Annotated in this window: 20 protein-coding genes; 8 read left to right on the plus strand and 12 right to left on the minus strand. The window is 33.3% G+C overall.

Features of this window, described 5'->3' with window-relative positions; translation table 11 throughout:
* Nucleotides 1-87 precede the first annotated feature (87 nt).
* Nucleotides 88-963 (plus strand): SdiA-regulated/phytase-like domain-containing protein, encoded by an 876-nt coding sequence (locus BC952_RS10790; protein WP_121365669.1) that lies wholly within the window; start codon nt 88-90, stop codon nt 961-963.
* Here the strand turns inward: BC952_RS10790 and BC952_RS10795 are convergent.
* Nucleotides 946-4,680, minus strand: a complete 3,735-nt coding sequence (locus BC952_RS10795; RefSeq protein ID WP_121365670.1) for a metallophosphoesterase — start codon at nt 4,678-4,680, stop codon at nt 946-948. The two genes, BC952_RS10790 and BC952_RS10795, sit on opposite strands and share 18 nt — an antisense overlap.
* Before the next feature lie 25 nt (nt 4,681-4,705).
* On the opposite strand from BC952_RS10795, the gene BC952_RS10800 reads away from it, so the two are divergent.
* Nucleotides 4,706-5,890, plus strand: coding sequence for a Pycsar system effector family protein (locus BC952_RS10800; RefSeq protein ID WP_121365962.1), 1,185 nt, complete (start codon nt 4,706-4,708; stop codon nt 5,888-5,890).
* Here BC952_RS10800 and BC952_RS10805 read toward each other — a convergent pair.
* From BC952_RS10805 to BC952_RS10850, 10 genes are all read right to left on the minus strand, one after another.
* Nucleotides 5,887-8,250, minus strand: coding sequence for a GAF domain-containing protein (locus tag BC952_RS10805; RefSeq protein WP_121365671.1), 2,364 nt, complete (start codon nt 8,248-8,250; stop codon nt 5,887-5,889). The two genes, BC952_RS10800 and BC952_RS10805, sit on opposite strands and share 4 nt — an antisense overlap.
* 165 nt (nt 8,251-8,415) lie before the next feature.
* The gene (locus tag BC952_RS10810; RefSeq protein ID WP_121365672.1) at nt 8,416-9,474 is read right to left on the minus strand and encodes a nucleoid-associated protein; all 1,059 of its coding nucleotides are present in this window, start codon (nt 9,472-9,474) and stop codon (nt 8,416-8,418) included.
* Between the two features lie 47 nt (nt 9,475-9,521).
* Complete coding sequence (locus tag BC952_RS10815) at nt 9,522-9,881, minus strand: four helix bundle protein (RefSeq protein ID WP_113634319.1); 360 nt, start codon at nt 9,879-9,881, stop codon at nt 9,522-9,524.
* Between the two features lie 42 nt (nt 9,882-9,923).
* On the minus strand, nt 9,924-10,463 hold the full coding sequence (locus BC952_RS10820; protein WP_091166829.1) for an IS1096 element passenger TnpR family protein: 540 nt from the start codon (nt 10,461-10,463) through the stop codon (nt 9,924-9,926).
* Nucleotides 10,464-10,653: 190 nt separating this feature from the next.
* Entirely contained in the window at nt 10,654-11,262 is a 609-nt protein-coding gene (locus BC952_RS10825; protein ID WP_121365673.1) for an HPP family protein, read from the minus strand.
* A 6-nt stretch (nt 11,263-11,268) separates the two neighbouring features.
* Entirely contained in the window at nt 11,269-12,549 is a 1,281-nt protein-coding gene (locus BC952_RS10830; protein WP_121365674.1) for a chloride channel protein, read from the minus strand.
* A gap of 128 nt (nt 12,550-12,677) precedes the next feature.
* A complete protein-coding gene (gene gloA2, locus BC952_RS10835) occupies nt 12,678-13,067 on the minus strand; it encodes an SMU1112c/YaeR family gloxylase I-like metalloprotein (protein ID WP_121365675.1) in 390 nt (129 codons plus the stop codon).
* 48 nt (nt 13,068-13,115) lie between these two features.
* The gene (locus tag BC952_RS10840; RefSeq protein WP_113634314.1) at nt 13,116-13,511 is read right to left on the minus strand and encodes a hypothetical protein; all 396 of its coding nucleotides are present in this window, start codon (nt 13,509-13,511) and stop codon (nt 13,116-13,118) included.
* 71 nt (nt 13,512-13,582) lie between these two features.
* Nucleotides 13,583-14,140 (minus strand): sugar O-acetyltransferase, encoded by a 558-nt coding sequence (locus BC952_RS10845; protein ID WP_121365676.1) that lies wholly within the window; start codon nt 14,138-14,140, stop codon nt 13,583-13,585.
* Between the two features lie 40 nt (nt 14,141-14,180).
* Nucleotides 14,181-14,639 carry a YciI family protein gene (locus tag BC952_RS10850; protein WP_121365677.1) on the minus strand — a complete coding sequence of 153 codons (459 nt, stop codon included), beginning with the start codon at nt 14,637-14,639 and terminating at the stop codon, nt 14,181-14,183.
* Nucleotides 14,640-15,011: 372 nt separating this feature from the next.
* Between BC952_RS10850 and BC952_RS10855 the strand changes: the two genes are divergently transcribed.
* The 6 genes from BC952_RS10855 (at nt 15,012) to BC952_RS10880 (ending at nt 21,031) form a co-directional block, all read left to right on the plus strand.
* On the plus strand, nt 15,012-17,216 hold the full coding sequence (locus tag BC952_RS10855; protein WP_121365678.1) for a TonB-dependent receptor: 2,205 nt from the start codon (nt 15,012-15,014) through the stop codon (nt 17,214-17,216).
* Between the two features lie 223 nt (nt 17,217-17,439).
* A complete protein-coding gene (locus tag BC952_RS10860; protein ID WP_121365679.1) occupies nt 17,440-18,060 on the plus strand; it encodes a hypothetical protein in 621 nt (206 codons plus the stop codon).
* Nucleotides 18,061-18,112: 52 nt separating this feature from the next.
* Entirely contained in the window at nt 18,113-19,447 is a 1,335-nt protein-coding gene (locus BC952_RS10865) for a 2TM domain-containing protein (RefSeq protein ID WP_121365680.1), read from the plus strand.
* Nucleotides 19,448-19,491: 44 nt separating this feature from the next.
* Nucleotides 19,492-19,797 (plus strand): 2TM domain-containing protein, encoded by a 306-nt coding sequence (locus tag BC952_RS10870; protein WP_121365681.1) that lies wholly within the window; start codon nt 19,492-19,494, stop codon nt 19,795-19,797.
* Nucleotides 19,798-19,863: 66 nt separating this feature from the next.
* Nucleotides 19,864-20,199, plus strand: coding sequence for a 2TM domain-containing protein (locus tag BC952_RS10875; RefSeq protein WP_121365682.1), 336 nt, complete (start codon nt 19,864-19,866; stop codon nt 20,197-20,199).
* Between the two features lie 64 nt (nt 20,200-20,263).
* Nucleotides 20,264-21,031, plus strand: a complete 768-nt coding sequence (locus BC952_RS10880; RefSeq protein WP_121365683.1) for a LytR/AlgR family response regulator transcription factor — start codon at nt 20,264-20,266, stop codon at nt 21,029-21,031.
* Between the two features lie 107 nt (nt 21,032-21,138).
* On the opposite strand, the gene BC952_RS10885 is transcribed toward BC952_RS10880, so the two are convergent.
* A complete protein-coding gene (locus tag BC952_RS10885) occupies nt 21,139-21,321 on the minus strand; it encodes a CsbD family protein (protein WP_091166852.1) in 183 nt (60 codons plus the stop codon).
* Between the last annotated feature and the right edge of the window lie 48 nt (nt 21,322-21,369).

Raw genomic sequence — 21,369 nt, forward strand, 5'->3', positions numbered from 1 at the left:
GCTGTATTGTGCTTTTAATGGGGGTAAAAGTCTTTTGGATTACTTAAGAATAGCATTATTATTTATTAAATTTGATTGGTATTAAAGATGAAAAAATATATTTCACTTTCGTTTATTTTCGTTTTATTGGCTTGTCAGCAAAATACTGAAGGCTTAACAACAGTGTATTCTTTGCCTAAAAAGTTGAAGGAAGTGTCAGGAATTGTTTTTTTTCCAAAAACGAATCTGCTTTGGACACTAGAAGACAGAGGTAATCCTAATTCAATTTATGCAATAGATGCAGAAGGCAGAATCGAGAAAACCATAACGATTGAGAATATGGAGAATATCGATTGGGAAGACATTACAAAAGATACCGAAGGAAACTTGTATATTGGAGATTTTGGCAACAATGACAATAAAAGAAAAGATTTAAGCATTTACAAAATCGATAAAAACGCATTAAATACTGAAAGCACAAATCCTGTTTATAAAATTTCATTTGCCTATCCGGAACAAAAAGATTTTCCACCAAAAAAAACAGAAATGTTCTATGATGTTGAGGGTTTTTTTGAATTTAAAAATAATTTCTATCTCTTCACTAAAAATCGAAGTAAAGGGTTTGACGGTACTGCTTTTTTATATAAAATCCCCAATACACCAGGCTTTCATCAAGCCGTTTTGATGGGAGAACTTAAAACTTGTACGAATTATAATCATTGTGCCATAACTAGTGCAACTATAAGTCCGGACGAAACTAAAATTGCTGTTTTGACCCATGATAAAATTTTCATGTTTGAAAATTTTAAAGATGATAATTTTTTAAAAGGAACCAAAACGGTACTCCAATTAAACCATTTTTCTCAAAAAGAAGCTATTTCTTTTAAGGACAACGATACATTATTCCTTGCAGATGAAAGAACTAAAAGTGTTGGAGGCAACGTCTATGAAGTCAGTATCAGAAAGCTAAAATCCAAATCCTAAACCAACAGTAAATCGAGCTTCCTCACCTGCACTTTTAAAATACGTCATTCTGGCTGTCAATGCATTCAACCCATTGAGCCAAACTCCGCCACCAAAAGATTGGTGCCATTTATCCGAAGTATCGTCTTTTTGCCAAACTCTACCGTAATCAAACCCACCTAAGATGCCGTAAGACATGGGTAAAATACTTCTTTTAATTTTTCCTAAATTCCAACGTAAGTCACTGCTTTGGTAAAAAGATTGGTTTCCTAAAAAGCGTTCGTTTCTAAAACCCCTCAAATCATAATCGCCTCCTAAAGTAGCGCCTTGGTAAAAATCAAAATTGCCATTTAGTAATACTTTTCCTTTCAAAATAGTTGCTAAAACTAATTTGCCGTTCGCATCAATTTTATGATTGAAGTTGAGCTTACTTTCCAAAGTTGGAAAATTTCTTTTGGTGTTGTTCAAATTAACTTTCCAACTTGCTGCTATCGAAAATCCCATTCCAATGGAAGGAAATGATGGAATATCATAATTTTCAAAACTGTATTTTAATGTTGCTCCAGCAAATTGTTGGTTTTCAAAAACGGAAGGACTAATAGTTCCTGACATTGCTATAAAGCGATTCATAGTTTCTTCAATGGTGATGCTTTCAAAACTGGTTTGAAAATTGATTTCGCTGCCATAGAGCCCCACTTTTTTAATGGATGGTAAAACTTTTAGCATGCGTAAGCGCACGCGATTGAAGTCTTTTCCGAAAATTTCGTCATTATTAACAGTCTCATTTCCATACCCAAAATAATTAATAGTGAAATTTGGACTTGTAAATTGACTTTTCAAATCTATATCCCATTTGCCAATTAATTTTGGAAAATGAGCATTATAGGCGAGTTCATAACCCTTTGTGGCAAAAAAGTAATTGGCCTTAAAAGTGTGTTTTTGTGTGTATGGATTTTGTTTAAAGTCATTGACAATATAACCACTTACAATTCCTAATTTGATACCGTCATCAGGATTAAAACCAATATTTGGAAGTGCTGAAAAGAAATTATATTTTGGTTTTTTATAATCGTACAAACTCGTTTCATAGTCATCAGATAACAAAACTTTACTTTTAGAATCTAGATTATACGTATTGCTTTTTGATTTAAAATCATGGATTTTTATTTTTCTTCCGTTTTCAACTAGATACGAATCTTCGTTTTGTCCTCCAATTAGCCGAATTTTTATTCCTGATTTTGACGAGCCATTTACTTCAAAAATGTCATCATCGTCTAACCCGTAAATCCATATTTTTTTTGTTTTTTTAGCGGTGAAATTTTTAGTGTATTGCAATTCGTCTGTTCCCTTTTTTACACGATACACTTGGATCTCAAGTTTATTTTTTTCTTTGTTCTGAATTATGAATTTGTCTTTTTTATCTGTTCCAACAATCAAAACAGTATGTTGCAATACTGAATAATATATTGAAGCAGATTGATGCAATTTATTTCTTCTCAGTTTGAGTTTACGCTTTATGTCTTTGATTGTCTCGTCTTGAACTTCATTTGGCAAATTTGTAAAAGCGCCATCAATATCTGCATCTGATAAGTTTTCCTGAATATATTTTGCTTGTCTGGTCCACTCATTTTCATCTGCATTTTTTATAAAGGCAAGATCTAACGGGTATGGTTCACGGTTCATCAATTTTACATTTGACATTTTCTCATTAAAAGGTTTCATGTGTCGTAATGCAACGTTTTTCATTAAAACAAACAGCAAAGCACCGTCATACTTTGTAAATGCTTGATCTCGGTCACGCGGAATGGGTTTGTAAATAATTTTATTTCCTTCGTGATATTCGCCCCAGCGCCATTGATCTTCATGTCTATCCCAATCTCCTATGAGCATGTCAAACAATCTAGCTTTGATGTAAGCACTTTCATCAACAGAATATTTTTCGTCCTTGTGAAGATTCTTCATTACATCTTCCGTGCTGATAATGGCTATAGGATTGCCAAAACTATTAACGCCAATTTGGCTGTCAGTTGGTCGTTCTTCAACAAGGTACAATTCGTCACCAAAATTAGCATTGAAATTTTTCAACGCTTTGTGTTTTGGAATATAATATAGTTTCGGGTTAGTATGCGCCACACCAATTTTTGCAGCTAAATTACCCACAGCAAAAGGAGTGTAAGGATGCGCGGTTGTATAAAAATCAGATAATAAATCGTCAGCATACGTGTTCTCAAATTCGTCTTGAATATATTGGTTCTTGAATGCCACTGCTTGCAGGAAACGCGTGGTACTTTTTTTCATGGCACGCATCACATATTCCTTGCCGTTTTTATCCATGAGTTGTAATGAATTTGACTGATGGCCACCACCGGAACGTTTTGGTTGCAGTCCGCCAAAAAGGGTGTCAATAGTAATTGTTGCTGCGGCTATTGGCAGGCTGTAATATTTTCGGTAATGGTTCCCAAAGAAGAATCTGTAAAATCCTGATTTCTTGGTTTGTTTGTTCGTATAAATGCTTGAAGTAGTCGTTTTTGGAAATGTAGCAGGAAAAATTTTGGTGTTATAATCGTCTTTTTCATCCAAGACCAATTGCTCGTAGATAAGTTTTTCTTTGTTATCTTCCTTACCAAAAAAAGAAACTTTTGCGGCTCCATTTTCATAAACAGCTAGCGTTGCATATCCATTTCGACCATAAGAAAAATCATTAGGAAAAATTGCTTTTGCAGCTTCTGATTTGGAACCCGCGCCACTTATAATTTGTTTGATATTGTCTTTTTCAATGTATTGCAAATTGTGGTCATGACCTGAAACTACAATAACATTATCCTGATTTTGTAATAGTGTTTTTACTCTTTTTATAAAAAGGGTGTATTGTTTGTTTTGAATGTCTTGCGGACTTACGCCGGAGGTTTTTCGTAAAAAATTAGCAACAGAACCTAAAACCGGAAGTGGAATTTTTTGTTCCAATGGGAACAGTTGTTTCTCTACTGAAAATTGTCCTCCATGAGATCCATTACTCATCAATGGATGATGCAGCGCTAGAACGACTGTTTTTTCTTGATTTTTAATTAGAAGATTTTCAAACTCGATAAAAAATGCTTCCCGGGTTTTTATTGTGCAATCATCGTTTATAGTTGGACTGTTATCCCAATCTTCCAGAAACCATTGGCTGTCAATAGTGATTAAAACCAGATTTTTATTTATTTCTAAATCATCAATACCACAGCTTTTTCTGGGAAGGAATGACTTTTTATCGTTGAGGTATTCAGTTACAAATTTAGCCTGTCGTTCTAATCCTTTAATTCCGCTGTACCAGTCATGATTTCCGGGAATGAAAATAGTTTGCCCTTTAAAATTTTTAGATAATTTTAGTTGATTTGTCAGTTTACTTTCGGCAATAATTCGTTCGTTCGTAAGTTCAGTATTGGGTAATCCTTTTGGATAAATATTATCTCCAAGAAATAAAAGAGTCGTATTTTCTGTTGCTTTTTTTAATCGTTCTTCCAATAAATGTAGTGTTTGCTGCGCTTTTTTTTCATTGGCATTACCTGCATCACCAATTAAATAAAAGGTATGAGCAATTTTAGAACTGTCTGTTGCGTTTTTTGTAACCGGATTTTTGATGTTTTTTCCAAATTGTGCATGATGAGTTGCACATGATTGAAAAATAAGTCCCGTAAACAATAATACAAAACCTGCTTTATTGAAAGTAATAAAACAATTATCCGAAAATAATTTCATAATTTAGTAGTATAAAAATATGTCCATGAATCTAATAGAACAGGCCAAAGATTTTGTTGATAAATTGTTCAAAGATAAACTTTCTTCCTCATATACCTATCATAATCTAAATCACACAATTGATGTTGTTGCGGCGGTCAATATACTCGTTGATGCTGAAAATATAGACCCTTCCGATAAAGAGATTTTGCTCCTTGCAGCATGGTTTCACGATACGGGATACATTAAGGGGTGTGATAATCATGAAGAGTCTAGTGTAGTAATTGTAACTGATTTTTTAAAAGAGAAAGGAAAATCAGCGACTTACATTGATAAAGTGGCTGCTTTAATTCGTGCAACAACCTATGGATATGTGCCAAAAACACTTGTTGAAAAAATAATCAGGGATGCGGATCATTACCATCTCTCCAGTGATGAATATACAGTAACCTGCAATGCTTTGCGATTAGAATGGCAAAGCATGAGTGAAAAGACGTATTCCGATGCCGATTGGGTTATTGAAAATTTAGATTTTTTAACACATAAACATCACTATTATACGGATTTTGCCTTGAAAATTTGGCAACCATTAAAGGAGAAAAATATAAAACGGCTACAGAAAAAAAGGAACAAAATGGAATTGAATAATAGTAAAGAATTTGATAAAGAATTAAAAAAACGAGAAAAGGAAGAAAAACCAGATCGCGCGATTGATACTTTATTTAGGGTAACATTGAATAATCACACTACTTTGAGTGGTATTGCCGATAGTAAAGCTAATATATTACTGTCTGTAAATGCCATAATTATTTCAATAGCACTTTCTACCTTAATTCCCAAATTAGACAGTCCAAGTAATTCTCATTTGATGATTCCTACTTTTATCATGTTAATGTCCAGTGTGATTACCATTATTTTTGCAATACTTTCTACACGACCAAAAGTGACCAAAGGTGTTTTTACCAGGCAAGATATCGAAGACCAAAAAGTGAATTTGCTTTTCTTTGGAAATTTCTATAAAATGCCTTTGAATGAGTATCAATGGGCAATGAACGAAATGATGACAGATAGAGGGTATTTGTATAATTCGATGATTAAAGATTTATATTTTTTGGGAGTCGTTCTCGAAAAAAAATACCGTTTATTGAGAGTCGCTTATAATTTTTTTATGATAGGAATTATTATATCCGTTGTTGCTTTTGTAATTGCCTTCAAACTAGTTAAACTTTAATTTAATTCGTCCAATAAGTCCTGATAGGAATAGTTTTTTTCATTTTGCTCCGTATTTTTATTGCAGACTTTTACCCGTATAGCTCTTAGACCTGAGACTCCTTGTAACTCTTCCACTTCAAATTGTTCAATTGCAGGTTCTAATATTTTTTTGAATTGTAAAAACTTGATGTAATTCAAATATTCGGTTTCTTCGTTATTGTGCGAATAAACAATCGTGATTTTTTCTTTTTCGGTAATTCGTTCTTTGGTTCCTTTGATATTGGCTTTGTCAATTCGCTTTTTCACCACTTCATAACGAGCATTGTACGTTCCATCCACATCAAAACGTTTTTCGTCCATTCTGAATCGGATGGAAATGGGCGAACTAAAAACTAAAATCAATGAAGTTACATCGAGTTCATACGGTAAAGAATATTTCAATTGGTGGTGTTCCAATTCCATTTCGCATAAGGTTTGCAACTGCCACAACCTCAAATTATGTAGATACATGGTATCAAAAGCTTTTGATGGAGCGATAGAAGATCCAATGTAGAGATTGTGTTCTACACCATCCGTTTTGAAACGTTCGTAATAATGAGGATAAATATTTTGTGCTTCGGCTTGTTTTTTATCAAGAATAGACGCTAATTTTTTATTGATAATCGACATCGCATTATCAAATTTCTTTCTCGAATGATAAAACATTCCTGATTTTTCATCCAGACTTTCAAAATAATTTTTTTCCAAAATTTCTCCGGCAGAATCCGTTTTGGTGTTTCTTAAAATAGGATGGATTTCATTTTCAATATAAAGCTGAATTTGTTGTTCCGTATCTGCTTTCAAAGGGAATTCCAGTTGTTTGAGAAGAGATTGCAGTTCAAACTTTCGTTGTTCCAATAAAACTAAATTCGTCTTTGTTTTTTGATTGTCAAAAATTTGGATAAGCGCATTCAACTGGTTTTTTAAATCCTCCTTTACAGTTTCATTTCGGTGATTGGACGAACCTTTAATATCAATTTGTCCATACAAAGGATAAACTTCTTTGAAAACAATTTCTTTAAAAATGTAATCTCGGGTCTGGGTTTGAAAATATTTCTGTGCCTCTTTACGAAATTTCCAATATACACTGGGGTGAATTGCCGTATATTCTCTTTGGATTATTGCCTCAATTTGGTTTTGCATATCCGTGTTGTATCGTTCCACCGTATCAATCAAATAAGGCAAAATCAAGTCCAACTTGCTGGCATTAATGCTGTTCAGTTCTCTCGGACTGGCCGAAACAAGCTCAACTACTCCTAAAAGCATTCCGTTTTTTATAATAGGGGCAAAAATACAACTGTGGATGTTTTGTCTTAATAAATGATTACCAAATATTTGGTTTCCGGGTTTGCGAGCAAATTTTTCTACATTAGAAATGGATATGGCTTTTTTGTTTTCTAGTAAATTTTCAAAAGAACAACCCAACAGCGCGTTTTTGCAAGGTACTTCTTCTTCAGTTGAAAGAATAAAGCTGCTCAGGCTCTTGTCATTCAAAGTTGGTTTTACAAATTTATCTTCCTCTGCATTGTAAACAATTACGCCAACTCTTAAATCAGCTATTTTGAAAATAGAACGAAAAATGGATTCGAAATTTTCCTGTAGCGCTATTTGTTCTCTTTCCGGTTTCAAGAGATTACTTTTTAACTTGGAAATAGAACTTTCGGTGGTTGCATCAAACAGAATTGCAATTCCAAAACCTTTTAGAATCCAGCTCTCAACCGGAAATTTCTCTTTCCACAAATAAAGGTCGTGATAATTATCCATCAACAAATCGATGTCGTCTTGCGATAATTTTGGTGATTTATCAGTGGCAATTATTTCTAAAAAATCAGCATTGTACAAAATACGGTACTGATTCATGATTCCTTTTTTGTTGGGAATATCGTAAAATAAAGGTTTGTTGAAATCAATTTTCTGACCATAAAATTCATTCAAAATTAGCGTGCAGCTCATCACGTAGAATTGATGTTCATCAAAGTCCCGAATCGCTATGTCAAATGAAACACCTGCTTCATTTACTATTTTTTTGAAGCGCTCCGTATAATTAAAAGTAAAATTCTGAAATGGAATTGTAACTGCTTTGATTTCATTGTTCGTTAAAGCGGTCGGGAATAAATCAGCTAATAAGTATTGAATTAAAGTTTCCTTTTCTTGGAGTAAATCCAAATTTTCAATCCCTGTTCTAAATTCGGGAAAAGGTTCAATTTCTTTGAGTAATGCTTTGGCATAGTTCGCTCGATAATCTACATTGGTAATCGCAATTTCCTCCAAGGCTTCTATGAGCTTATGAAATGAAATCATGGTTTTGAACGGACTTTCTTTAAAAAAAATTTGAGCCATTTTCTTTTATTTTGGAGAAGCAAATTTACAAATAAACCAAATTTCAATGGTTGGTTTTTGCGTTTTTTTCGAAAAAAAATCTCCAACTACTTTCGTAATTGGAGATTGATATTTATGAGTAGCGTTTTTTTAACAGCGACTGAACACGGAACTAATTACTAGCTACTAACTTTTCTCTTCTTTATTGAAATAAACTAAGTAATAATACATTTGTTTTTCCTCGTCCCAGCCTTTTTCCACATATTTTTCAGCACTTTCAGGGTTGATGAAATCCATTTTAATTTGGATATGTGTGTCTAAATTGATCACGTTTTTGATGGATTTTCTAGCATCAGAAACGGCTGCATTCGCAATAGGAAAAGTAGTTACATCTTCAATGCTGTACTTTTCTCCTTTGTCCATTTTGTAGTTTTTAAACTCTGGAATAAGGTCTGGATTATCTAATACTTCATTTAAAAATTCTGTCTCTTCAAATTCATCGTTTTTGGCAAAATAATTTACCGAACGGTTCATGAACATTACTTCTTCTTTCTTGTCTTCGGCTGGGAAAACAACATCTTTCGCAAAGTTCTGACAGAATTTAAGGTATTTTTTAGTTATAAAGTTCTCATCTTCAAAAGCATCCACAGATAAGAAATGCTCTAGCCAATATCTGGCATCATAACGGTTGCTGTCAACAGTTAGGATTTTGTATCCTTCTTCTTTTTTGTAATTAAAGATAATACAACCTTTGTCTAGCTTATTCAAACTTACACCTTGTTGTAAAATCATTTCTAAGTGCGTTGCTTTTTCTTCAAACTGCAAAAAATCTGCTTGAATCTCACTTTTGAAAATTCCTATAGCATCCACCACATTATTATCAATGCTCACGTTCGTTAAATACGTTACGTAAACTTCACCATTCTTGATGTGCGGATGGTTGGACTGCTCAAATAAGTGCGTAGTAATTTTTTTTGAAATTTCGTGAATCGTACTTGGATTATCAAAAACTTCCGTTGCAAATTTGAACATATCATTATAGTCCAAATCAATTTCATGGGCAAACTGAAAATAGTTTTCTTCTTTCTCTCTAAAAGGTTTAAAGAAAAATTCTTTCATCAAAGGTACAATCTCATCATTCAGATTAAATGGTTGCTCCGATAAAAAAATCGCTTCGTTTCTACTTTTATTTCCCACTCTATGAATGGACAAATTTTCGATATGTGTGTTATATAAGTTGATCATTTTTTTTATAAGGTTCAAAGGAGCAAAGAGACAAAGATACTAAGGTTTTAAATTCGCTCTTTAATTTTTCGAGTGAATGAACTTAACATTCTTTCTATTTCTCTGCTTTCTCCGTATATTTTGTTAAATTGAATTTCGTTGGTATATTTTAAATTGAATGATATTTCAAGTTGTGTTTGCATTTCGAATAATGAAGCTATCGCAATATTCAAAAATTTCAAATAATCTTTGTTACCGTCTCTGCCATATCCTTCAGCAATATTACTTGGAATTGATATTGAACTTCTCCTGATTTGCGAAGTCAAACCGTAAATTTCTTCTTTTGGAAATGAATTTGTTAACTGGTAGATATCCGTAACTAAAATCATAGATTTTTGCCAAATTAATAAGTCTCTAAATGTACTCATACCTCTTTATTTTAAAAGCCTTTGAATCTTTGTATCTGAAAATTAATTCCAATTCTCCTCAAATCCATAGTCTTCAAAACTGTCATCACCTTCAAACATATCCAGATCATCTTCGTCTAAGCCATCTTCAAATTCATCATTGTAATCATCTGCATTGTCTGATTCAAAGTTTTTTTCCATCGCTTCGTCAGGCATTTCTCCATGAGAAAAAATAGTTTCCGGATATAAATTACCAACAACTTGATCTTCTACGGCAGCAAGTTCTACAAGGAACGTCCACATATTGATGAAGTCGTACACATAAAGAATTTTGGTATTTTGCTTATCTAAAATATCGGATAATTGGTAATCGCTCATGATTTTTTGTTCGCCTGGAACATCACCGGTATCAAAAAGTGAAATCTCGTCTTCTTGATTCCAAGTTTCATCACAAGTATAAAAAGAAGCCACTTCCATTCCGTCAAAACCAAAGGAATTGAAAATAGCATTGTGTAAATCTTCTAAAGTATCGTCCTCAAGTATTGCAATGTCTCTAAAAACATCTTCTTCCGCGTCTAGAATCACTCTAAATTTATAAACCATAATCTTTGTTTTTATTGAAAGCCCAAAGGTAAAATATAATTTTAAATTTAGATTTCAGATTTTCGATTTGTTGATAATATTTTTGCGTATACATAAACAAGGAATCCATCAATATCTAAATATTTTAGAAGAAAAAGAAAAAAGTAAATCTTGTTTTAGAACTAAATATTTACCTCTGAAATTAAAGTTTTTAGTCGTTTGGTTTAATTTTAAAAACACTTGCGACTCTTTTTCGGAACTGATGGTATTTTTTATGAGTGGGATATTGTCTATTTGATGTCATGTTATTAAAAACTAAAGCTACGGCTAGCAAAATAAGTACACCAGTTAAAACAGGAGAAAATACATACCAGTAGCCTAGATTTGTAATTTCGTTTGAACCAGTTACCGCTATCAGTGCCGTTGCGCCACCGGGCGGGTGCAACGTTTTAGTCATTTGCATAAAAACAATTGACAGGGAAACCGCAAGTGGAGCGGTTAACCAAACTATATCCGGAACGAATTTATATACTGTAACCCCAATAATTGCAGAAATCAAGTGCCCTCCAATAAGATTTCTCGGCTGTGCCAATGGACTTTGGATTACTCCATAAATCAATACGCTCGATGCTCCAAAAGAACCTATTAAATAAACCACATCAGATTCTGGCAGTGTTTGAGATTGTAAATAAGCGATTAATCCAATGCCTATAAAAGAACCGAGAAAAGCCCAGAAATGTTCTTTGAAATCAACCAAAGTTTCTTTGTACAGAATGTATTTGGTTTTGCGGAAACTCCTTTTTATTTTTTGAACTGCCATCGATAATTATTTTGCTAAACTTGGAGAATAGGAATATACGGTGAATGGATAAATCATTTTAGCAGTGTATTTTGAAATCAAACAAACTACTAGAATTGGAAGAAACAACGTATAATCATTGGTTAAACCGCAAACCAGAAATAGTGCTGTAAAAGGCGCATGAATACTGGCACTCAAAACGGCTGCCATTCCTATTATGATGAAGTTTAGCGGAATTACATTGGCATTGAAATACGTGTTGAGAATCAATGCGAGTAATAATCCTAAAAAGGCACCAATAAACAAGCTTGGAGCAAAAACGCCGCCATCTCCCCCAGAAGCTAAAGTGGCTGATGTTACAATAGGTTTCAAAACTAAAATTCCAATAAAAGTAAGTACCATTGAAAGTGATAACACCATCCCATTCGGATTAATAAAAATAGTTTTGATGGCATGATATCCTTCGCCATAAAGCTGTGGAAATACAAAAAGAGAGACGCTTAAAATCACAGATCCGAAGATGATTTTGAAATAAGGCACTTTTATTTTCGAAAATTGTTCTTTGAAAAATAACACGCAACGGGTTAAATAAACTGAATTTATTCCTGCAATAATTCCAAGAAGTACAAAGTAGGGAATAGCTCTTAAATGCCAAGTCATATTATGTACTGCAAATAAAGGTTTTTCGTCCAACAAATAAATAAGTCCAAAAGCGATTGAAACTGCTATCAAGTTTGTTAATACAAATGCTCGAGTTACTTTTTTGGAGATTACTTCGAGTGAAAATAAAATTCCGGCAATTGGGCTACTGAATAATGCAGTAATTCCTGCCGCTACTCCCGCACAGATTAACTCTGTTTTGTATTGTCTGAATACATTTTGCTTCCTTTGCGCAACGGAACCAATAGTAGCAGAAGCGACAACTGTGGAAACTTCGATTCCAGTAGAGCCACCAAAAACGACAGTTAATAAGCCGTTAATAAAATGAGAAGGGATTTTATAACTGGGTAAATTCTTTGAATTGGAATTAGTGCTTTCAAAAACTTCTTTTATGCCTTTATTTTCCTTTTTCTTGAATAAATATTCGCGCAGAAAATAAATAATTGACAATCCAAAAACGGGAAAAACAATTAAAAATATTGGGTTAACTACCGTTTGATGAAAAAATATTTCTTCATAATATTCGGTTGTGTTTTTTAAAATAACACCTAAAAAAGCCGATAGAAAACCAATTAATATGGATACAATAACTAGTTTTTGAACTTTAATGATGCGATAATTTTTTTTAATTTGTGTGGTATTGTTCATTTGAAAAATTAATTATCTGAGTATTACAAAATTAAAGAAACAAAATCGGAATCGAATTGAAAAAAGGGTTGAACTATTTTCTTTTGCGATTTAGATATTATTTTTACTTTTTTATAAACAAAAATGCCTTATTTTTCATAAAATTCAACCGGTAACTTATCTGGATCTGCGATAAAGAAGAAGCTTTTCTGAGTAAATTCATCAATACGAATAGCTTCTGCAGTTATATTTTTATTCACTAAATAATCTCTTGTTTTTTGAATGTCATTCACTTCAAAAGCTAAATGACGCATACCAGCCGCTTCTGGAGTGGAAGGACGTTTTGGCGGGTTTGGAAATGAGAATAATTCAATCACATATTCTCCGTTAAGTGCCAAATCAAGTTTGTATGATTGTCTTTCTTGACGGTAGATTTCCTGTATTATTGTTAGTCCTAAAACGCTTGTGTAGAACGTTTTTGATTTTTGATAATCGGAACAAATAATAGCGATATGATGAATCTTATTGAGTTGTAGCATTTGTATTTTAATTAAGAAAGCCTAATCGGTTGATTAGGCTTTAGTTTTTTATTTTTTTGCGTCAGAACAAAGTCCCACAATTTCATGGAAAGTGTCGTGTAAATCAGTAATTGATTTCACAATTGCGGCATCAGTTCCATTAGACTTTACTAATTTATGCAATGCTTTGCTTTTTAGTTGTAATCGTTCCGCTGAAGCTAAAATAGCGTCAGTTCTAAATTCTGTTGGAATATCTGATTTTAATAACATCGCTGCTTTGTTCATCATTTCTTCCGAACGAGCTTTTATTGGAGCCAAATTTCCTTCTTCTGCAGGATGGAAAGTTTGCGACATTACTTCGTGAAATTCTTTTATGGCAGGCCATTTATCAAAAGTGGATTGTGCCGAAACAGAGTTTGCGACAACAATAAGTGCCAAGACTAGAAATGTTTTAAGATGTTTCATTATGATTTGTTTAAGTTGTTATAACAAAGATAGGAAAATTTAGTTTTGAGAAATTGTAATTCCAATATTCATTATTCGTTCAATTTCCGAATCACTTTTGCCGGATTTCCTACTGCCAAAGAATTATCAGGAATGTCTTTTGTAACTACAGATCCAGCTCCAATTACACAACCATTTCCAATGGTAATACCCGGACAAATAACGGAATTTCCGCCAATCCAGCAATCATCGCCGATAGTTATTGGCAATGCATTTTCCAGTGTTTTCCTCAGTTCAGCATCCAGCGGATGAGTAGCGGTGTACAATTGAACGCCCGGAGCAAAAAAAACATTGGAACCAATAGTGACTTTGGCGCAGTCCAAAACGACACAGTTTACATTGAAATAAACGTTTTCGCCACAACTGATATTATAGCCATAATCACAGAAAAATGGCGGCTCAATATAAAGATTTGGTCCCGCATTTGGAATCAGTTCTTTAATTATTTCTCTCGCTTTTTTGGTAATTCGATATTCAGTAACGTTTAATCGGTGGAGTAAATTTTTAGATTTTCGTCTGTCTTTTACTAAAACAGGATCGCCTGCCAAATAATATTCTCCGGCAATCATTTTTTCTTTTTCGGTTATCATAGTTTATAAATTTGAGCAAAACAAATTGCGGTATATGTTGTTACATTTTAGTTTTGGCAATTTTAGAATGGATTTTCAGTGTTTCTTGCAAAGCAGCACTTCCATACCAAAGCGTTAATTCTGCTTCCAGAAGTTTCGATTGTACCGCTGGATCTGTCTCCACAAATGTTTTGGCTTCTTCGATGCTGCTAGCATTAAAAATATAAATACCTCGATAATTTTTATCATTTTTCACAAATGGACCTGCCACAACCAGCTTTCCTTCCACTGCCAATTTACTTATGTTAGCCATGTGTCCTTCAAATAATTTTTGAGTTTCTTCTTTAGTTGCGGTTGTATTAGTTCCTGTTTTTAATAAACAAAAAACATATTTTTTCATACCATATTCATCTGCATTCAGAGATTTTGCCAGTTTTTCATCAAATGTAGGCGTGTTTTCCTGAGAGAACATTGTCGCGCTAAAGCAAAGTAATACAAGTAAAAAGATAGATTTTTTCATTTTTTCAAAATTTGATTGTACACAAATTTAAGGTTTTTCATTATATGGTAATAAAATTATCATTAACAATACCAATTAAATAGAAAACAAACGGTTTTACAAAATCAGCCACAGATTCACAGATTAAAATCATATTATTGGCAATAAATAGCACCTTATTTATTACCTGTTTTTTTAATTATTTCAATTTCAAAAAGGGAATCAAATTATAAATCAGTGAATCAGTGGCAGAAAAAAACACTAATTATGTTTTGCAGCAAGTCATAAAATTTATTGATTAAACAACTCATCCTATAATTTCAACAGTTCAGTATTAACTTTTTCTGGTTCTGATTTTTGCGATAGATATTTGCTTCATCAAAATCAAACATCATGAAACCATCATTTACTCAACAATCCAATCATTTTCAGAAAAGTCTTCAATCGATTTTCACTTTTGCAATTCTACTATTCAGCCTGACTATTTTTTCACAAAATACAATTTCAGGGAAAGTGGTGGATGAGAAAGGGAAACCGGTTTCTGGCGCTAATGTTTTTATCGAAGGCACTTATGATGGCGCCTCAACTACTGAAATGGGTAATTTTAGTTTTACGACTACTGTAAAAGGAAATCAAACTTTGGTGGTGAGTTTCTTGATTTATGAAACTTCAAGAACAGTAATTGATGTCACTAATTTCCAAAATAAAACCATCAAATTACGAGAAAGTGTTACATCGCTTGATGCCGTTGTGATTACGGCCGGAACATTAGAAGCGGGTGACAAAGCGAGAGTTTCTGTTTTGAAACCATTAGATATTGTAACTACAGCTGGTTCTGCGGGGAATATTATTGCGGCTTTGCAAACGTTGCCGGGAACACAAACGGTAGGTGAGGACGGAAGATTGTTTGTTCGTGGTGGCGAGGCCAATGAAACACAAACTTTTGTCGATGGGATTCGGGTGGCGCAACCGTATGGCGCAAGTACAAATAATTTGCCTACACGAGGTAGGTTTTCTCCTTTTTTATTCAGTGGAATGTCTTTTTCTACCGGTGGATATTCAGCGGAATATGGCGAAGCGTTATCGAGTGTTTTATTGTTGAATACACAAGATGAGCCTGACCAAAGTAAAACTGAAATCTCTTTGATGACCGTTGGTTTAGGAATTGGAAATACCCAAAAATGGGCAAAAAGTTCGTTGAGCGTCAATGCGAATTATATCAATTTAGCGCCTTATCAAGCAGCAATTCCTCAAAACGTGGATTGGAACAGTCCTTTTCAATCGTTGTCCGGAGAAACGGTGTATCGTTATAACTTCAATAATGGGATTTTGAAAGTATACGCTGCTTTTGACTCTTCAAAATTTGATATTAATCAGGAAAGCATCAATTCACCGGAGAAAATCAGAGTGGATTTAAACAACAATAATTTCTATTTGAATTCGTCTTACAAAGGCGTTTTTGGGAACAATTGGCAAATTACTTCTGGATTGAGTTATGGCTACAGCAACAACAAAATAAATTTAGATTCGGATAAAGTGTCGAATGATGAAAATGCAGCTCATTTGAAATTAAAATTAAGAAAAAGCTTTTCAGAAAGAGTGAAACTTTCCTTTGGAGCGGATTATTTTGTGACCCAATTCAATGAAGATTTTAAGGAAAATTCAGGTTCGGTTTTCACCAATGGGTACGATGCGAATATTGCAGCTATTTATACAGAAGCTGATATTTTCTTCTCTAAAAAGTGGGCTGCAAAAGTAGGATTAAGGGCTTCGAATAATGATTTGCTTGACGAAACTGCTATTTCACCCCGAATTTCATTTGCTTATAAAATGGCTAAAAACAGTCAGTTCTCCTTTGCTTATGGTGATTTTACCCAAACTCCAAGTGCGGAATACATCAAATATTCTAGCAACAATCAGTTTGAAAGTGAAAAGGCTTCACATTACATTTTGAATTTTCAATACAATAAAAATGGTAAAACATTTCGTGCTGAAACCTATTATAAAGACTACAGTAATTTAGTGAAATTCGACACTCAAATGGCAGCGTATAATTCGGTTTTTGATAATTCCGGTTCGGGTTATGCGAAAGGTTTGGATTTGTTTTGGAGAGACGGAAAATCAATCAAAAACTTAGAATATTGGGTTTCCTATTCGTATATCGATACGGAAAGAAATTATAAAAATTTCAGTTCTCAAGTCACGCCAAGTTTTGTTGCGGATCACAGTTTATCAATCGTTACGAAATACTGGATAAATGACTGGAAATCACAAATAGGTTTCACGAATTCCTTCAGTTCCGGGCGTTCCTACAACAATCCAAACGAAACAAAATTCATGAATGGAAAAACGAAATCGTATAACAGTTTGAGTTTTAATTGGGCGTATTTACTGTCACAGCAAAAGATTTTATACTTCTCGGTTTCCAATGTTTTAGGTTCTCAGAATGTATTTGGATACGAATACGCGAACAATCCAGATAATGCAGGCTTTTACAACAGAAAAGAAATTATTCCTACAGCCGATCGTTTTTTCTTTGTAGGATTCTTTTGGACGATTAGCAATGATAAAAAAGACAATCAGTTGAGGAATTTATAAAGGCCCAAAGGTTCAAAGAGGCAAAGAAAGTTGTTTAGGTAGGAGAGCAACTTTAACTCTGGTTCTTTGACCCTTTGCAACTAATAAAAAACAATTCATCCATCAAATTCTACAGTTCAGTATTTATAAATTTTAAACCAATAGAAACCAATATACTTTTGAAGTATAAATTAATTACAACGTTTCAATCATCAAAAAAATAACCATTTAAAACCAAGAAATCATGACAAAAGTTATCACCACAATCGTATTTTTTATCTGTAGTTTAGTATCTGCTCAAGTGCAATTTGAGCAAGGAATGGGGAAAGCATTCCAGTTATGGGGCGAAGGAAAAAACACCGAAGCTTCGGATTTATTCGAAAGAATTTCTGCTGCTGAAAAAACAAGTTGGTTGCCTAATTATTACGTGGCATTAGTAAATACGACAACTGCTTTTAGAACCAAAGATAAAGATCAAATGAATTTGTTACTTTCAAAAGCACAAAAATCATTGGATATAGAAATGGATAAAAATCCAAATAATGCCGAATTATTGGTGATGCAAGCCATGATTCACACCGCTTGGATTGCTTTTGACCCAATGACAAACGGACAAAAATTATCCGGAACGGTGATGGAATTGTATGGAAAAGCACAGGCAATTGCTCCAGAAAATCCAAGAGTTGTTTTTGGTAAAGCCGAATTTGAAATTGGTGGAGCGCAATTTTGGGGAACTGATACTAAACCAATGTGTGCCCAAATTGAAAAAGCTATTGGACTTTTTGCTACTTTTAAAGCTGAAACGCCTTTTTCACCAAAATGGGGATTGGACAGAGCTTTAGCAGCACAAAAAAATTGTAAATAAGAGAAAAGAAACTTTTTCTTGATTGTAGCATCAGAATAAAAAGCAAAATAAAATGAATATACTATACAAACAACTTCAAAAAGTAATAAAACTAACCCTGATTATATTTATTGTAATTGAAGTGATTAATGTGATTATGGGTAGTGAAATTCATTTTGACAAAAGGCTTTTGGTTCATTTTTTCTTTACAGCATTGTACACGTTTTCGCTTTACGGAGCTAATGCTTTGCTTTTTGTAAAATTAGACACTTTTTTTGTAGATCGATTTTCAATAAAAAGATTGGTAATGGGTTTTATAGGTTCTTTTGTAGTATCATTAACAGTTATTTTTTTACTGCATATTTTCGAAGAAGTTGTCTACAATAAAAATACCTTTGATTACTTCTTAGCCAATGAAAAACCTTCCAATTATCTAGCTTCGATAATCATTACTTTTTTTGTTACGTTGTCAGTACATGCAATTACTTTCTACAAAGCATACAACGAAAATAAAGTTAAAGAACAAAAAATCATCGCAGGAACTGCAAATGCGAAGTTTGAAAGTTTAAAAAATCAAATTGATCCTCATTTTCTTTTCAACAGTTTGAATGTACTGAGTTCCTTGATTGAAGAAAATCGGGAAAATGCACAACGATTTACGACTTCGTTATCTAAGATTTACCGTTATGTTTTGGAACAAAAAGATAAAGAACTGGTTTCTGTCGATGAAGAACTGGCTTTCGCCAAAACCTATATGAATTTATTAAAAATGCGTTTTGAAAACAGCTTATTTTATGAATTGCCAACAACTGCTATTTCGGCTGAAGCCAAAGTCGTACCGCTTTCTTTACAGCTTTTATTGGAAAATACGGTGAAGCATAATGTGGTTAGTGAACAAAGACCACTGCACATCAGGATTTATGTGGAAGGCGATTATCTGGCAGTTCAAAACGATTATCAAAAGAAAGAAGTTTTACAGGAACGTCAGGGTGTTGGGTTACAAAATATCGTCAACAGATATGGGATTATTACCAACAGGAAAGTTTTGATTGCCCAAAACGAACAAACATTTACGGTGAAAATACCGATTCTAACAAAACAAATTTTAGTTATGGAAACAACTTCTAATTATAACGAAAATAGCGCGTATTACAACGCCAAAAAAAGAGTAGAAGAACTCAAAGGATTTTACGCAAACTTGATTTCTTATTGTTGTGTAATTCCATTTTTAATTTTCATCAATTTAACGTTTTCTCCCCATTTTCAATGGTTTTGGTTTTCTGCAGCCGGATGGGGATTTGGATTAACGATGCATGCTTTCAAGGTTTTTGGTTACAGTTCTAATTGGGAACAAAGAAAAATTCAGGAAATTCTGCGCAAAGAAGAGCAGAAACAAACTTGGAAATAAAAATCAGAGGTGTTTTAGCGTAGGGAAAATTTAATTAAAAAATCATGGAAAATACATATCAAAATGAAGATCGCTATTTCAAAGCGAAAAAACAAGTGGAAGAAATTAAAGGTTTCTATGCGAGCTTGACTGCCTATATTGTCTTTAATATTGCTCTTGTAATCATAAATTTAGTGACATCTCCAGAGTATTTGTGGTTTTTCTGGCCAATGCTAGGGTGGGGAATTGGAGTGATTTTTCATGGTATGAAAGTCTTTAATTATATGCCGTTTTTTGGTAAAGATTGGGAAGAGCAAAAAATTAAGGAGTTTATGGAGAAAGAAAATAGACAAGAAGACAATTGGACCTAATGCTTAATTTTTTCAGTGCAATTGAAGCGCTTATTTTAAAAGTAAATATCACTTAATAATATCAAAATGAAAAGAAATTATAGTTCTGAGTTTGTAGAATTTCAACCAGAAGATAAGTACGCAGCCGCCCAACGGGAAGTGAAGCGATTGAAAGGTTTTTATACGCATTTAATAGTGTATATAGCCGTAAATATATTGATTGTATTCATTAATATTAGAGATTTAGATCCAGAAGAAAGCTATTTCAAATTAGAGAATTTCTTCACGGCATTCTTTTGGGGAATAGGAATAGTGGCGCACGGATTTTCTGTTTTCTTACCCAATTGGATTTTTGGGAGAAACTGGGAAGAGAAAAAAATAAAGGAGTTGATGGAGAAAGAAAAAAGTGAAAAATGGGAGTGAAAATGAGTATTCAGGATTCAGTTGCAGTTATCAGTTAAATAACCAGATAAACGATTTTACATAAATGACCACAATAATTATAGAAGACGAAAAACCAGCTGCCAGATTACTGCAAAGAAAACTGGAAAAACTAGATATTGAAGTAGGAGTGATGCTGCATTCCGTGGAAGAAGCACTTGATTGGTTTTCTAAAAATGAGCATCCTGATTTGATCTTTTTAGACATTCAATTATCGGATGGATTGTCGTTTGAAATTTTTGAAAAAGTTGAGATCAAGAGCGCCGTAATTTTCACGACCGCTTATGATGAATATGCGCTTCGGGCTTTCAAATTGAATAGCATCGATTATCTTTTGAAACCCATTGATGAAGATGATCTGGAAATTGCCGTCGCAAAATTCAAATCGCTTTTGCCAAAACAGGAAACACAATTACAAAGCTTGGCAATTGATTTTGAGCAAATCAAAAGGATGTTGACCAATCCGTTTGAGAAAAACTATAAAAAAAGATTTACTGTAAAAATAGGCCAACATTTGAAAGTGATTTCAATAGATGAAATCGAATGTTTCTTCAGTGAAAATAAAGGAACCTATTTGCATACTTTTGACAATAGGAATTATTTAATCGAATGTACGTTGGAACTTTTAGAGCAGGAATTAGATCCTGCAGATTTTTTTCGAATTAGCAGAAAATTTATAATTCCATTGAAAGCAATCAAAGAAATTGTCGTGTACAGCAACTCTCGTTTGAAAGTTATTTTGCCCTCTTTCAAGGAAGAAGATGTGATTGTCAGCAGAGAAAAAGTATCCGATTTTAAAACTTGGATTGGGTAGTTTTAAAACAAAAAAAAAACTGTTTCAAATGTGACTCAAAAAATCCTAAAATGAAATTTTTTGACTCTAACAATTGAAACAGTTTAAGTAAGTTTAGGATTTAAAAATTAATCAAATAATGATTTAATTTCTTTTTGTGTCTTGCCTAATTTTTGTTGTAATTTACCCCACATTTCATCTTCTTTTCCTTCTTCGTATAGCAAATCATCATCCGTCAAATCGGCAAATTTCTGTTTAAGCTTTCCTTTCAACTCATTCCAGTTTCCTTCAATCTCTTTTGAATTTGGCATAATATATAAGTTTTAAATTACTATTTGTTCTTTACAAATTTGATGATT

Origin of the sequence: Flavobacterium limicola, from assembly GCF_003634755.1 — a bacterium.
GTDB lineage: Bacteria > Bacteroidota > Bacteroidia > Flavobacteriales > Flavobacteriaceae > Flavobacterium > Flavobacterium limicola.

Excerpts from the sequence above, each read along its gene's own strand:
- BC952_RS10790 (WP_121365669.1), top strand. The coding sequence starts at position 88 with ATGAAAAAATATATTTCACTTTCGTTTATTTTCGTTTTATTGGCTTGT.
- BC952_RS10795 (WP_121365670.1), bottom strand. The coding sequence starts at position 4,680 with ATGAAATTATTTTCGGATAATTGTTTTATTACTTTCAATAAAGCAGGT.
- BC952_RS10800 (WP_121365962.1), top strand. The coding sequence starts at position 4,706 with ATGAATCTAATAGAACAGGCCAAAGATTTTGTTGATAAATTGTTCAAA.
- BC952_RS10805 (WP_121365671.1), bottom strand. The coding sequence starts at position 8,250 with ATGGCTCAAATTTTTTTTAAAGAAAGTCCGTTCAAAACCATGATTTCA.
- BC952_RS10810 (WP_121365672.1), bottom strand. The coding sequence starts at position 9,474 with ATGATCAACTTATATAACACACATATCGAAAATTTGTCCATTCATAGA.
- BC952_RS10815 (WP_113634319.1), bottom strand. The coding sequence starts at position 9,881 with ATGAGTACATTTAGAGACTTATTAATTTGGCAAAAATCTATGATTTTA.
- BC952_RS10820 (WP_091166829.1), bottom strand. The coding sequence starts at position 10,463 with ATGGTTTATAAATTTAGAGTGATTCTAGACGCGGAAGAAGATGTTTTT.
- BC952_RS10825 (WP_121365673.1), bottom strand. The coding sequence starts at position 11,262 with ATGGCAGTTCAAAAAATAAAAAGGAGTTTCCGCAAAACCAAATACATT.
- BC952_RS10830 (WP_121365674.1), bottom strand. The coding sequence starts at position 12,549 with ATGAACAATACCACACAAATTAAAAAAAATTATCGCATCATTAAAGTT.
- gloA2 (WP_121365675.1), bottom strand. The coding sequence starts at position 13,067 with ATGCTACAACTCAATAAGATTCATCATATCGCTATTATTTGTTCCGAT.
- BC952_RS10840 (WP_113634314.1), bottom strand. The coding sequence starts at position 13,511 with ATGAAACATCTTAAAACATTTCTAGTCTTGGCACTTATTGTTGTCGCA.
- BC952_RS10845 (WP_121365676.1), bottom strand. The coding sequence starts at position 14,140 with ATGATAACCGAAAAAGAAAAAATGATTGCCGGAGAATATTATTTGGCA.
- BC952_RS10850 (WP_121365677.1), bottom strand. The coding sequence starts at position 14,639 with ATGAAAAAATCTATCTTTTTACTTGTATTACTTTGCTTTAGCGCGACA.
- BC952_RS10855 (WP_121365678.1), top strand. The coding sequence starts at position 15,012 with ATGAAACCATCATTTACTCAACAATCCAATCATTTTCAGAAAAGTCTT.
- BC952_RS10860 (WP_121365679.1), top strand. The coding sequence starts at position 17,440 with ATGACAAAAGTTATCACCACAATCGTATTTTTTATCTGTAGTTTAGTA.
- BC952_RS10865 (WP_121365680.1), top strand. The coding sequence starts at position 18,113 with ATGAATATACTATACAAACAACTTCAAAAAGTAATAAAACTAACCCTG.
- BC952_RS10870 (WP_121365681.1), top strand. The coding sequence starts at position 19,492 with ATGGAAAATACATATCAAAATGAAGATCGCTATTTCAAAGCGAAAAAA.
- BC952_RS10875 (WP_121365682.1), top strand. The coding sequence starts at position 19,864 with ATGAAAAGAAATTATAGTTCTGAGTTTGTAGAATTTCAACCAGAAGAT.
- BC952_RS10880 (WP_121365683.1), top strand. The coding sequence starts at position 20,264 with ATGACCACAATAATTATAGAAGACGAAAAACCAGCTGCCAGATTACTG.
- BC952_RS10885 (WP_091166852.1), bottom strand. The coding sequence starts at position 21,321 with ATGCCAAATTCAAAAGAGATTGAAGGAAACTGGAATGAGTTGAAAGGA.